This window comes from Streptomyces sp. NPDC046203, assembly GCF_040646255.1.
GTDB lineage: Bacteria > Actinomycetota > Actinomycetes > Streptomycetales > Streptomycetaceae > Streptomyces.
In genome coordinates this window covers 332197-344358 of the sequence record NZ_JBEYZX010000002.1, presented here as the reverse complement: position 1 = coordinate 344358, position 12162 = coordinate 332197, and the positions used below count along the sequence as shown (strand labels likewise).

The 12162-nt window shown below is 72.8% G+C and carries 12 protein-coding genes; 10 read left to right on the top strand and 2 right to left on the bottom strand.

Annotated features, from left to right (window positions below; translation table 11 throughout):
* Both ABZ990_RS03280 and ABZ990_RS03275 read right to left on the bottom strand, forming a co-directional pair.
* A partial coding sequence (locus ABZ990_RS03280) for a DUF6597 domain-containing transcriptional factor (protein WP_361224428.1) occupies positions 1 to 359 on the bottom strand: 359 nt, incomplete at its 3' end.
* Positions 360 to 509: 150 nt separating this feature from the next.
* Entirely contained in the window at positions 510 to 1535 is a 1026-nt protein-coding gene (locus tag ABZ990_RS03275; protein WP_361224475.1) for a YihY/virulence factor BrkB family protein, read from the bottom strand.
* A gap of 134 nt (positions 1536 to 1669) precedes the next feature.
* Here ABZ990_RS03275 and ABZ990_RS03270 point away from each other — a divergent pair, with 134 nt between their 5' ends.
* The 10 genes from ABZ990_RS03270 to ABZ990_RS03225 all read left to right on the top strand — a co-directional run bounded on the left by ABZ990_RS03270 (position 1670) and on the right by ABZ990_RS03225 (position 11958).
* Positions 1670 to 3427 carry an acyl-CoA dehydrogenase family protein gene (locus tag ABZ990_RS03270; protein WP_361224426.1) on the top strand — a complete coding sequence of 586 codons (1758 nt, stop codon included), beginning with the start codon at positions 1670 to 1672 and terminating at the stop codon, positions 3425 to 3427.
* A gap of 481 nt (positions 3428 to 3908) precedes the next feature.
* The gene (locus ABZ990_RS03265) at positions 3909 to 5228 is read left to right on the top strand and encodes a GAF domain-containing protein (RefSeq protein WP_361224424.1); all 1320 of its coding nucleotides are present in this window, start codon (positions 3909 to 3911) and stop codon (positions 5226 to 5228) included.
* Between the two features lie 213 nt (positions 5229 to 5441).
* Entirely contained in the window at positions 5442 to 6011 is a 570-nt protein-coding gene (locus ABZ990_RS03260) for a GNAT family N-acetyltransferase (protein WP_361224422.1), read from the top strand.
* A 191-nt stretch (positions 6012 to 6202) separates the two neighbouring features.
* The gene (locus tag ABZ990_RS03255) at positions 6203 to 6286 is read left to right on the top strand and encodes a putative leader peptide (protein WP_361224472.1); all 84 of its coding nucleotides are present in this window, start codon (positions 6203 to 6205) and stop codon (positions 6284 to 6286) included.
* Between the two features lie 127 nt (positions 6287 to 6413).
* On the top strand, positions 6414 to 8114 hold the full coding sequence (locus tag ABZ990_RS03250; protein ID WP_361224419.1) for a nitrite/sulfite reductase: 1701 nt from the start codon (positions 6414 to 6416) through the stop codon (positions 8112 to 8114).
* The gene (locus ABZ990_RS03245) at positions 8111 to 8356 is read left to right on the top strand and encodes a hypothetical protein (RefSeq protein ID WP_361224478.1); all 246 of its coding nucleotides are present in this window, start codon (positions 8111 to 8113) and stop codon (positions 8354 to 8356) included. Before ABZ990_RS03250 ends, ABZ990_RS03245 begins: the two co-directional genes overlap by 4 nt.
* Positions 8353 to 9060: a phosphoadenylyl-sulfate reductase gene (locus ABZ990_RS03240; protein ID WP_361224416.1), complete on the top strand. Its 708-nt coding sequence runs from the start codon at positions 8353 to 8355 to the stop codon at positions 9058 to 9060. Before ABZ990_RS03245 ends, ABZ990_RS03240 begins: the two co-directional genes overlap by 4 nt.
* Positions 9057 to 9656 carry an adenylyl-sulfate kinase gene (gene cysC / locus ABZ990_RS03235; protein WP_361224413.1) on the top strand — a complete coding sequence of 200 codons (600 nt, stop codon included), beginning with the start codon at positions 9057 to 9059 and terminating at the stop codon, positions 9654 to 9656. Before ABZ990_RS03240 ends, cysC begins: the two co-directional genes overlap by 4 nt.
* The gene (gene cysD, locus ABZ990_RS03230) at positions 9653 to 10588 is read left to right on the top strand and encodes a sulfate adenylyltransferase subunit CysD (protein WP_361224410.1); all 936 of its coding nucleotides are present in this window, start codon (positions 9653 to 9655) and stop codon (positions 10586 to 10588) included. Before cysC ends, cysD begins: the two co-directional genes overlap by 4 nt.
* A gap of 2 nt (positions 10589 to 10590) precedes the next feature.
* Positions 10591 to 11958, top strand: a complete 1368-nt coding sequence (locus ABZ990_RS03225; protein ID WP_361224407.1) for a GTP-binding protein — start codon at positions 10591 to 10593, stop codon at positions 11956 to 11958.
* Positions 11959 to 12162: the final 204 nt, after the last annotated feature.

The following is a 12162-nucleotide window of genomic DNA, read 5'->3' as shown; positions in this document are numbered from 1 at the left end:
GTCCGGGCGCCCCACAGATCGGCCAGTTCCACCCGGCGGTCGCGCAGCGCGCTCGCCTCCACGCCGAGCACCCCCGGCGCCTCCCCGGGCGCGAAGCGCACGCCCGCGTACGCGGCGGCGGGGTCCTCCGGAACGTACGCCCGGGTGTCGGGACCGGCGACGAGCAACCGCCCGTCGGCCCAGATCAGGTCCATGCACCCGTCGGGCAGGACGGGGCGTATCTCCGGACCGGGAGTAGCGGGCGCTTCGGGGACGCCGACGGCATCGGGGGTGACGGTGGCGACGGCGTCACCGGCCGGGCCGAGGAGGCGGGTCCAGACGACCGCGCCGTCGAGCAGCGAGGGACGCTCCTCGTACACCTGACCGCCCCCCTGCCGTCCGTACCCGAGCCCTCGTCGTACGCCGGGGCGCCCGCGTGCCCCCGTGCCCGCCCGGCCGCCGGTGTCCGCCCGGCAACCACGCCCCGCGCCCGCGCGCACCACCCGCGCGCACCGCCCCCGCGCGCCGTGTCAGTCCTTGTCGCGCCCCGCGTGCAGCCGCGACCGCACATCGTCCGGCGGCAGGAACTTCGACCACCGCTCCGGGAACTCCGAGGGCATGTCGGGATCGTCCTCGTCCACGTCGTCCTCCTCCGCGCGCAGCCGGGCGACCAGATCGGCGGCCTGGGCGGCGCGCACCCGGTCGTTGGCCTCGCGGGCGGCGGCCGTGGCGACGGACGGCCACACCCGGTCGATGGCCGCGTTGACGGCGGCGCCGACGAGGACCGCGAACGCGGACACGCCGATCCACAGCAGCACGGCGATGGGCGCCGCGAGGGAGCCGTAGATGGTGGGGCCCTCGACCTGGCTGGTGAGGTAGATCCGCAGCAGGAAGCTGCCGAGCACCCACATGGCGAGGGCGACGAGAGAGCCGGGGAGGTCCTCGATCCACGGCGAGCGCACCGGCACCGACACGTGGTAGAGCGTCGTCAGGAAGACGACGGACAGGAGTATGACGGCCGGCCAGTACAGGACGGAGACGACCTCGGTGCTCCAGGGCACGATCGCGACGACCCGGTCCGGGCCGACCACCGCGAGCGGCAGCACCACCGCCCCGATGAGCAGCGCGACGATATAGAGGAGGAAGGACAGCAGCCGGGTCTTGACGATGCCGCGATGTCCGTCGAGCCCGTACATGACCGTGATCGTGTCGATGAAGACATTGACCGCGCGGGAGCCGGACCACAGGGCGATGGCGAAGCCGAGGGAGATCAGATCGGGCCGTTTCGCCTCGGTGACGTCCTCGATGAGGGGGCGCGCGATCTCGTTCACGCCCCGCTCGGACAGGACGGTGCGGGCCGCGTGGAGGATGTTCTCCTCGATGCTGGCGACCGTGTTGGTGTTGGTCCACTCGTCGGCGTAGCCGAGGAGGGCGATCAGACCGAGCAGCAGCGGTGGCAGGGACAGCAGCGTGAAGAAGGCGGCCTCGGCGGCGAGACCGAGGATGCGGTACTCCATGCACGAATTGATCGTGTCCTTCAGGAGCAGCCAGACCATCTGCCGTTTCGAGACGTTCCGGTAGAGAACGCGGGCGCGATGGAGTCTGCTCCAGGGACGCCGGTCGGCCTCTTCGGCCCGCGCGCCCCGCTCGGGTGTTTCGTTTGCTGCCTGCACCTCCTTACCGTATCGGCATGGCTCCGAGGACCCACACCGTGACCAATCAGGCTCCGCCGCTGGTCGGGTACGACCTGTTCGGTACCGACCGGGCACTGACCGAGGCCGTGGAACGACATCTTCCGCCGGAGGTGTACGAGGAGGCCCGGGCGGAGCTGTCGGAACTGGGGCGCTCGGCCGGCTCGGCGCAGGTGCTGGAATGGGGGGCGCTGGCGAACGAGTTCCCGCCTCGGCTCGTGACGCACGACCGCTTCGGCAACCGGATCGACGAGGTGGAGTTCCACCCGGCCTGGCACCGGCTGCTCGGCCACTCGGTCGGCGCGGGGCTCGCAGGCGGGGCGTGGGACCGCCCGGGTGGTCATGTGCGGCGGGCGGCGGGCTTCCTGCTGGTGTCGCAGACGGAGTCGGGGCACTGCTGTCCGCTGTCGATGACGCACGCGGCGGTGCCGGCGCTGCGGGCCGAGCCCGCGCTCGCGGCGGCGTGGGAGCCGCTGCTGGCCTCGCGGGTGTACGAGCGGGAGCTGCGGCCGCCGCTGGAGAAGGCGGGCGTCCTGCTCGGCATGGCCATGACCGAGAAGCAGGGCGGCAGCGACGTCCGGGCGAACACCACCCGCGCCGAGCCGCTGGCGGAGGCCGGGACGTACACCCTGACCGGGCACAAGTGGTTCTGCTCGGCACCGATGTCGGACGGGTTCCTGGTGCTGGCCCAGGCACCGGAGGGCCTGTCGTGCTTCCTGGTGCCGCGGGTGCTGCCGGACGGGGCGCACAACGCGTTCGCGCTCCAGCGGCTGAAGGACAAGCTGGGCAACCGGTCGAACGCCTCGGCGGAGGTCGAGTTCGACGGGACGACCTGGGCGCGGCGGATCGGGGCGGAGGGCGAGGGGTTGCACGCGATCATGGGGATGGTGGCGGCAACCCGGCTGGACTGCGTACTGGGCTCGGCAGCGCAGATGCGGCAGGCGGTCGCGCGGGCCGTGCACCACACCTCGTACCGGAGCGCCTTCGGCCGGCCGCTCGTCGACCAGCCGCTGATGCGCAACGTGCTCGCCGATCTGGCGCTGGAGTCGGAGGCGGCGACCGTGCTCGGGCTGCGGCTCGCGGCGGCGTACGACATGGCGGAGGGTGCGGCGGCGGGTGCGACGACGGGCCTGGCGGTGGGCTCGGCGGCGGAGGCCGGGGCCGTACGGAGGGAGAACGGCGGCGCCCGGGATCAGGAACGGGATCGGGAGCGGGAACACGAGCGGCAGCTGCTGAGGATCGCGGTGCCGGTGGCGAAGTACTGGGTGACCAAGCGGTGTACGCCGGTGGTGGCGGAGGCCCTGGAGTGTCTGGGCGGGAACGGGTACGTGGAGGAGTCGGGGCTGCCCCGGCTGCTGCGCGAGTCGCCGCTGAACTCGATCTGGGAGGGCGCCGGGAACATCCAGGCGCTGGACGTCCTGCGGGTGCTGCGCCGGGAGCCGGCCGCGCTGAACGCCTTCCTCACCGAGGTGGGCCGGGCGCGCGGGGCGGATCACCGGCTGGACCGGGCGATCCGGGACATGCTCGCCGAGCTGGCGGATCTGGAGGGGATCGAGGCGCGGGCGCGGCGGCTCGTGGAACGGATGGCGCGGGTGCTCCAGGGGGCGCTGCTCGTGCGGTGGGCGCCGGCGGAGGTGGCGGACGCGTTCTGCGCGTCGCGGCTGGGCGGGGACTGGGGCGCGTCGTTCGGGACGCTGCCGCACACGGTGGCGCTGGGCGCGGTGGTGGAGCGGGCGCGGCCGGTGGGGGTGGGGTGAGGGCGCGCTCCGTATCCCGCACTTAGATCTGAACTGAAGTTCGAGGCGTCCGCCCTTCGGGTGAGGGGGCCGGGCGGGTCGGGCGGCGCCGGCGACCGGCCCCGCGAGGGACCGGCCGGAGCGAAAGCCGAGGGTGGTGCCGCGCCGACACGGCACCACCCTCCGCTTCCGCCCACCCTCGCGCACCGGGGGCGGCGTTCGCCAGGGTTGCAGGGGGTTGCAGGATGGCTCCGAGCGTCCGGCGCCGACTGTCACCGGGCGATACGACGGGCGCCCGCGCCCGCGCGCGTCGGTGTCACCCGTACGCCGGCGTTCCCGCGTACGCCGGAGCGTCCGGAGCGCGGGGAGCGAGCGTGGGGTGCGAGCGCGCGCCGGGCCGCCGGAGCGTCTGTCCGGAGCATCGCGCGAAAGGCGGCACCGGGCGTGAGTGCCGGTGCGGCGAGGCGACGAGCGCGGGCCACGGGCGGCCGGGAGGGGACCGATGAACGACAGTCAGCTCGACCTGAAGCGGCTGGCGACGATGGACGCCGCGCGGGCGACCCGGCTGCTGCGCCGGGTGCGCGAGGCGACCCTGGCCGGCCGGACCCCGCCGGTGGCGCCGCGCCCGGTCATCGACGCCTCCTGGCAGCGGATGACCCGTCTCGGCGTCCTGCCCGACCAGGCCACCAGCAGTGTGCTGCTGCGCCGCGACGAGTTGGAGGAACGCCGCCGGACGACGGCGCTCGGCGCGGTGATGCGCACCCTGGCGGGCGGGCTCGCGGGCATCGCCGACGCCTCGACGCAGATCATGGTGGTGACGGACGAGCACGGCCGGGTGCTGTGGCGGCAGGGGCACACCGGGGTGATGCGCCGGGCGAACGGGATCTGTCTGGAGGAGGGCGCGGCCTGGAGCGAGCACTCGACCGGGACCAACGCGGTGGGCACGGCGCTCGCGATGGGCCGCGCGGTGCAGGTCCACTCCGCCGAGCACTACGTCGAGTCCCTGCACGACTGGACGTGCGCGGCGGCCCCCGTGCACGACCCGCGCGACCGGCGGCTGCTCGGGATCGTGGACGTGAGCGGTCCGGCGGCCGCCTTCCACCCGGCGACCCTGGCCCTGGTCGACGCGGTGGCGCGGCTGGCCGAGGCGGAGTTGCGGGAGCGGCATCTGCGGTCGGTCGAACGGCTCCGGTCGGTGGCCGCCCCGATCCTGTGCCGGGTGGGCGGACGGGCCGTCGCGGTGGACGAGCACGGCTGGACGGCGGCGGTGACCGGGATGGCGCCCGTGGACCGGCTCGTCCTGCCGAAGCCGCTGCGGGCCGGCCGGGTCCGGCTGCCGGCGCTCGGGATGTGCGCGGTGGAGCCGTTGCCGGGCGGCTGGCTGCTGCGGGTCGAGCCCGGGGAACCGAAGGCCGGTGATCCGGTGCCGGGCGCGGGGGCGGCGAGCCGGGTGGTGCTGGACGTGAGCCGGCCGCACCGCTGGACGGTCGCCGTGTCGGGCGCGGTCGGCTCCTGGTCGCAGGAGCTGAGCCCGCGCCACGCCGAGCTGCTGTACGTGCTCGCGCGGCACCCGGAGGGGCGGACGGCGGCGGAGCTGGCGCGGGACGTGTTCGGGGACCCGGCCCGGACGGTGACGGTACGGGCGGAGCTGTCCCGGATCCGGCGCACCCTCGCGGGGGTCCTCGCCCATCGGCCGTACCGCTTCGGCGAGGAGGTGGAGGTCGAGCTGCGCGGCCCTGCCGACCCGGCGGACCTGCTGCCCCGGTCGACCGCCCCGGCGATCCGGGCGGCCCGCGCGGCCCGCGACACACCGCCGGATTGAACGGAGGGGCGGCCGGAAGCGGACAACCAGGCACGAGCGGCGGAGAAGGAGCGGGCACGGACCGCCGGACGAGCGGCCGGGCGAGGCCGGCCGAGCGGCGGGGGCAGACACCCGTCCACGGACTGACCGACTGTCCACATCGTGGACAGAGGTCGCCGGATTCACTGCCCGTCCGCCCTGGGAATCCGGCGCTCCGCATGATGCGATAGGCCCATGAGCATCACTCTCACCACCTGGTCCCTGGAACAGACCTCGCCGGACGACCTCCGCCCGTCCCCCGCCCCCGAGGGCCGGGAGCTGCGGATCGCGCGCGCGGGGTTCCCGTCGGCGGAGTTCAGCCGCTTCCTCTACACCGCGGTCGGCGGCGACATCCACTGGGGCGACCGGCTGTCCCTGACCCGCCCGCAGTGGCAGGCGATCCTGGAGAAGCCGGGCACCGAGACCTGGGTGGCGTACGAGGACGGGACGCCGGCCGGGTACGTGGAGCTCGACGCGCAGGACGAAGGGGTCGTGGAGATCGTCTACTTCGGCCTGATACCCGCCTTCCGGGGGCGCGGAATCGGCGGCCGGCTGCTGTCGTACGGCGTGGCGCGCGCCTGGGACCTGGCGGAGCGCTGGCCCGAGCGACCGCCGACCAAGCGGGTCTGGCTGCACACCTGCTCCCTGGACGGGGAGCACGCGATGGCCAACTACGAGCGCCGCGGCTTCCGCCTCTTCGACACGAAGACCGAACAGATCGAGCCGTCCGAGACCCCCGGATCGTGGCCGGGCGCCGGCGCCTGAGACACCGCGCCGCATCACGCACACCAGGTCGCACAGCGGCCACAACCGCACCATTCCATCAGGGAAAAGGGGCCCCGAAACGGGCCCCTTTTTCTATGCCCCGACCTCTCTGATCTCGCCATGCGAGACCGAATCGTCCACATCCCGGATGTTGGTGGACTGGGTCCAAAGTCCCGTGACACGCTTCCGTCATGCCTGGAACTGGAATTGCCTTGGTGAGTCGGCGGCACGTCGACCTCGGCCGCGTGTCCAGCGCCATTTGTCCGGCGCGCTGAAAGATCCAGCACCGCCGCGTTTCCCCTGACGTCCCGTTTTCCTTGCGCATCGCCGCGCCCTCCCCTGCCCTGCGCGCGAATGTGCAGGTCAGAGCCGCCCTCATTCCGTCCCGAAGGACACATCGCCATGGCCGCCAGCCCGGAATCCCCCACGCCCGCCGCCGCGCCCCGCCGTAAAACCGGGCGCCACCGCGGCGAGGGCCAGTGGGCCGCGGGGCACCTCACTCCGCTCAACGGCAATGAGCAGTTCAAGAAGGACGATGACGGTCTCAATGTACGGACACGTATTGAGACGATCTACGCCAAGCGCGGATTCGACTCCATCGACCCCAACGACCTGCGGGGACGCATGCGTTGGTGGGGTCTGTACACCCAGCGCCGGGAGGGTCTCGACGGCACCAAGACCGGTGTCCTCGAACCGGAGGAGCTGGACGCCGAGTACTTCATGCTGCGGGTACGCATCGACGGCGGCCGGCTGACGACGCGGCAGCTGCGGGTCATCGGCGAGGTCTCCGAGGAGTTCGCGCGCGGCACCGCCGACATCACCGACCGGCAGAACATCCAGTTCCACTGGATCCGCATCGAGGACGTCCCCGAGATCTGGAACCGGCTGGAGGGCGTCGGCCTGTCCACCACCGAGGCGTGCGGCGACACCCCTCGGACGATCCTCGGCTCGCCGGTCGCCGGGATCGCGGCGGACGAGATAGTCGACGGCACGCCGGCCATCGAGGAGATCCACCGCCGGATCGTCGGCAACAAGGAATTCTCCAACCTCCCGCGGAAGTTCAAGACGGCCGTCTCCGGCTCCCCGCTGCTCGACGTGGCGCACGAGATCAACGACGTGGCCTTCGTCGGAGTGCGCCACCCCGAGCACGGCCCGGGCTTCGACGTGTGGGTCGGCGGCGGTCTGTCCACCAACCCCAAGCTGGGCGTCCGGCTCGGCGCCTGGGTGCCGCTGGAGGAGGTGGCCGACGTCCACGAGGGCGTCATCTCCATCTTCCGCGACTACGGCTACCGCCGGCTGCGCAACCGGGCCCGGCTGAAGTTCCTGGTCGCCGACTGGGGTCCGGAGAAGTTCCGCCGGGTCCTGGAGGAGGAGTACCTGAAGCGCGCGCTGACCGACGGGCCCGCCCCCGAACAGCCCGCCGGCCGCTGGCGCGACCACGTCGGCGTCCACGCCCAGCGCGACGGCCTCTTCTACGTGGGCTTCGCCCCTCGGGTGGGCCGGGTCGACGGAGCGACCCTGACGAAGATCGCCGACCTCGCGGAGGCGCACGGCTCGGGCCGGGTCCGCACCACCGCCGAGCAGAAGATGATCGTCCTGGACGTCACCGAGGAGAAGGTCGACTCGCTCGTCTCCGACCTGGAGGCGCTGGACCTGCGAGTCGCCCCGTCGCCGTTCCGGCGCGGCACGATGGCCTGCACGGGCATCGAGTTCTGCAAGCTGGCGATCGTGGAGACCAAGGCCCGGGGATCGCTGCTGATCGACGAACTGGAGCGCCGTCTCCCGGAGTTCGAGGAGCCGGTGACCATCAACATCAACGGCTGCCCGAACGCCTGCGCCCGGATCCAGGTCGCGGACATCGGCCTCAAGGGCCAGCTGGTCCTGGACGAGGCGGGCAACCGGGTCGAGGGCTACCAGGTCCACCTGGGCGGCGCGCTCGGCCTGGAGGCCGGCTTCGGCCGCAAGGTGCGCGGCCTCAAGGTCACCTCGGCCGAACTCCCCGACTACATCGAGCGGTTGCTGAAGCGCTTCCAGGCGGAGCGCGAGGACGGCGAGCGCTTCGCCGCCTGGGCGGCGCGCGCGTCCGAGGAGGCCCTCGCGTGAGCGGCCGGGCCGCCCCCTTCCACTGCCCCTACTGCGGCGACGAGGACCTTCGCCCCGGCGAGCAGGGCCACGGCGCCTGGGAGTGCGCGGCGTGCAGCCGGGCCTTCCAGCTGAAGTTCCTGGGCCTGCTGGCCCCCGCGACGCACCGTGCGCCGAACCCGACCGAAGCCGGCACCACCATCGGCACCGGCACCGGCACCACCGAGAACACCGACAACACCCCGCGAGAGGAGGAGAGATGACGGACACCCGCCACCCGACCGAGACCGAACGGAAGGCACTGGCCGAGCGGGCCGGCCGCGAGCTGGAGGACGCTTCCGCGCTGGAGATCGTCCAGTGGGCGGCGGACACCTTCGGTGACCGGTTCTGCGTCACCTCCTCGATGGAGGACGCGGTCGTCGCCCATCTCGCCTCGCGGGCAAGGCCCGGCGTGGACGTCGTCTTCCTCGACACGGGCTACCACTTCCCGGAGACCATCGGCACCCGGGACGCGGTCGACGCCGTCATGGACGTCCGTGTGATCACCCTGACCCCGCGCCAGTCGGTGGCGGAGCAGGACGCCGCGTACGGTCCTCGCCTGCACGACCGCGACCCCGACCTGTGCTGCGCGCTGCGCAAGATCCGGCCGCTGACCGAGGGCCTGGCGGGCTACGACGCCTGGGCCACCGGACTGCGCCGCGACGAGTCGCCGAGCCGGGCCGGCACCCCGGTCGTCGGCTGGGACGAGAAGCGCCGGAAGGTGAAGATCTCCCCCATCGCCCGCTGGACGCAGGACGACGTGGACGCCTACGTCGCGGAGTTCGGCGTCCTCACCAACCCGCTGCTGATGGACGGTTACGCCTCCGTCGGCTGCGCGCCCTGCACCCGCCGGGTGGCGGCGGGCGAGGACGCGCGGGCCGGCCGCTGGGCCGGGCGCGCCAAGACCGAATGCGGGATCCACGGATGACGGCCGGCCGCCAGGACGCGAGCGTCCCGTTCGACGCCCAGGAAGTTCAGGAGACAGACGTGACCACGGGCACCACCATCTGGCTGACCGGCCTGCCCAGCGCGGGGAAGACCACCATCGCGTACGAGCTGGCCGGACGGCTCGGCGCGGAGGGCCGGCGGGTCGAGGTCCTCGACGGCGACGAGATCCGCGAGTTCCTCTCGGCGGGCCTCGGCTTCTCCCGCGAGGACCGGAACACCAACGTCCAACGGATCGGCTTCGTCGCGGAGTTGCTCGCCTCGCACGGGGTGACGGTCCTGGTGCCGGTCATCGCTCCGTACGCCGACAGCCGGGACGCGGTGCGCGCGCGCCACGAGGCCGCGGGCACGCCGTACCTCGAAGTGCATGTGGCCACGCCGGTCGAGGTGTGCTCGGTGCGGGACGTGAAGGGGCTGTACGCCCGGCAGGCCGCCGGCGAGATATCCGGGCTCACGGGGGTCGACGACCCGTACGAGGAGCCGAAGGCGCCCGACCTGCGGATCGAGTCCCAGCACCAGACGGTGGCGGAGTCGGCGGCCGCGGTGCACGCGCTGCTCAACGAGAAGGGTCTGTCATGACGACCGTCGCGCACCCGCACGACACCACCGGCAGCCCGTTCACGCTGTCGCACCTCGACTCGCTGGAGTCGGAGGCCGTCCACATCTTCCGTGAGGTGGCGGGGGAGTTCGAGCGTCCGGTGATCCTGTTCTCCGGCGGCAAGGACTCCATCGTCATGCTGCACCTGGCGCTGAAGGCGTTCGCCCCGGCACCGGTCCCCTTCACGCTGCTGCACGTGGACACCGGGCACAACTTCCCCGAAGTCCTCGCCTACCGCGACCGCGTGGTGGCGGCGCACGGACTGCGGCTCCATGTCGCCTCCGTCCAGGAGTACATCGACGCGGGCACCCTGCGCGAACGCCCGGACGGCACCCGCAACCCGCTCCAGACGGTGCCGCTGACCGACGCGATCCGGCGGCACCGCTTCGACGCCGTGTTCGGCGGCGGGCGGCGCGACGAGGAGAAGGCCCGTGCCAAGGAACGGGTGTTCAGCCTCCGTGACGAGTTCTCGCAGTGGGATCCGCGCCGCCAGCGCCCCGAGCTGTGGCAGCTCTACAACGGGCGGCACGCCCCCGGCGAGCACGTCCGGGTGTTCCCGCTGTCCAACTGGACCGAGCTGGACGTGTGGCAGTACATCCAGCGCGAGCGGATCGAACTGCCGGAGATCTACTTCGCGCACGAGCGCGAGGTGTTCCGGCGTGACGGCATGTGGCTGACGGCCGGCGACTGGGGCGGCCCGAAGGACTCCGAGACGCCCGAGAAGCGGCTGATCCGCTACCGCACGGTCGGCGACATGTCCTGCACGGGTGCCGTCGACTCCGACGCCGCCACGCTCGACGCCGTGATCGCGGAGATCGCCGCGTCCCGGCTGACCGAGCGGGGCGCCACCCGGGCGGACGACAAGCTGTCCGAGGCCGCGATGGAAGACCGTAAGCGCGAGGGGTACTTCTAGCCATGACCACATCCACCACCGGGCCCGCGCCCGAGGCGCACACCGCGCTCGGGGCCACCACCCTGCTGCGCTTCGCGACCGCCGGTTCCGTCGACGACGGCAAGTCGACCCTGGTCGGGCGGCTGCTGCACGACTCCAAGTCGGTGCTCGCCGACCAGTTGGAGGCCGTGGAGCACGCCTCGCGCTCGCGCGGCCAGGAGGCGCCGGACCTGGCGCTGCTGACCGACGGCCTGCGGGCCGAGCGGGAGCAGGGCATCACCATCGACGTGGCGTACCGCTACTTCGCGACCGCGCGCCGCCGTTTCATCCTGGCCGACACCCCGGGCCATGTGCAGTACACCCGGAACATGGTGACCGGTGCCTCGACCGCCGAACTGGCCGTGGTCCTGGTCGACGCGCGCAACGGTGTGGTCGAGCAGACCCGCCGGCACGCCGCCGTCGCGGCGCTGCTCCGGGTCCCGCACGTGGTGCTCGCCGTGAACAAGATGGACCTGGTCGGCTACCAGGAGTCCGTCTTCGCCGCGATCGCCGAGGAGTTCACGGATTACGCGACCCAGCTGGGCGTTCCGGAGGTCACCGCGATCCCGATCTCGGCGCTCGTCGGCGACAACGTCGTGGAGCCGTCCGCGCACATGGACTGGTACGGCGGCCCGACCGTCCTGGAGCACCTGGAGACCGTGCCGGTCAGCCACGACCTGACGGCATGTCACGCACGGTTCCCGGTGCAGTACGTGATCCGTCCGCAGACCGCCGAGCACCCCGACTACCGAGGCTACGCGGGCCAGATCGCGGCCGGCGTGTTCCGGGTCGGCGACCGGGTCGCCGTCCTGCCCTCCGGCAGGACCTCCGAGATCACCGCGATCGACGCACTCGGTGTCTGCGTGGACACCGCCTGGGCCCCGCAGTCGGTCACCCTCCGACTCGCCGACGACATCGACATCTCGCGCGGCGACCTGATCACCCCGGCCGCCGACGCGCCGCCGACCGGTCAGGACGTCGAGGCGACCGTCTGCCATGTGGCGGACCGGCCGCTGAGCGTGGGTCAGCGGGTGCTGCTCAAGCACACCACCCGTACGGTCAAGGCGATCGTCAAGGAGATCCCGTCCCGGCTCACCCTGGACGACCTCTCCCAGCACCCGGAGCCGGGGCGGCTCGTCGCCAACGACATCGGACGGGTGAAGGTCCGTACGGCCGAGCCGCTGGCGCTCGACGCGTACGCCGACTCCCGGCGTACCGGATCGTTTCTGCTGATCGACCCGGCCGACGGCACCACCCTCGCCGCCGGCATGGCGGGCGACTCCTTCGCCTCCGCCGCCCCGGCTCCGGCCGAGGCGCCCTCGGTGGACGACGAGGACGGATGGGATTTCTGATATGAAGCAGGACATCTGGGCCGGATTCGCCAAGGAGGGCGGCCGGGTGGGCTCCGGCGCCCTCGGTGCGGGCCTGGGAGGGGTCGCGCGATGTGCGTGCTGACCTCCGTGTGCCGTCGCCGTTCCGGCGGCGCGGCACCGCTCCACCCGTACCACCCGCTCGCACCCGGGCGACGACATCGACATAGGCCCAGCCTCCGCTGA

What these genes read in the sequence shown, in the direction of transcription:
- ABZ990_RS03240 (WP_361224416.1), top strand. Translation starts at nt 8,353, where the DNA reads ATGACGGACACCCGCCACCCGACCGAGACCGAACGGAAGGCACTGGCC.
- ABZ990_RS03270 (WP_361224426.1), top strand. Translation starts at nt 1,670, where the DNA reads ATGGCTCCGAGGACCCACACCGTGACCAATCAGGCTCCGCCGCTGGTC.
- cysC (WP_361224413.1), top strand. Translation starts at nt 9,057, where the DNA reads ATGACGGCCGGCCGCCAGGACGCGAGCGTCCCGTTCGACGCCCAGGAA.
- ABZ990_RS03265 (WP_361224424.1), top strand. Translation starts at nt 3,909, where the DNA reads ATGAACGACAGTCAGCTCGACCTGAAGCGGCTGGCGACGATGGACGCC.
- ABZ990_RS03275 (WP_361224475.1), bottom strand. Translation starts at nt 1,535, where the DNA reads ATGGTCTGGCTGCTCCTGAAGGACACGATCAATTCGTGCATGGAGTAC.
- cysD (WP_361224410.1), top strand. Translation starts at nt 9,653, where the DNA reads ATGACGACCGTCGCGCACCCGCACGACACCACCGGCAGCCCGTTCACG.
- ABZ990_RS03255 (WP_361224472.1), top strand. Translation starts at nt 6,203, where the DNA reads ATGCCTGGAACTGGAATTGCCTTGGTGAGTCGGCGGCACGTCGACCTC.
- ABZ990_RS03260 (WP_361224422.1), top strand. Translation starts at nt 5,442, where the DNA reads ATGAGCATCACTCTCACCACCTGGTCCCTGGAACAGACCTCGCCGGAC.
- ABZ990_RS03250 (WP_361224419.1), top strand. Translation starts at nt 6,414, where the DNA reads ATGGCCGCCAGCCCGGAATCCCCCACGCCCGCCGCCGCGCCCCGCCGT.
- ABZ990_RS03225 (WP_361224407.1), top strand. Translation starts at nt 10,591, where the DNA reads ATGACCACATCCACCACCGGGCCCGCGCCCGAGGCGCACACCGCGCTC.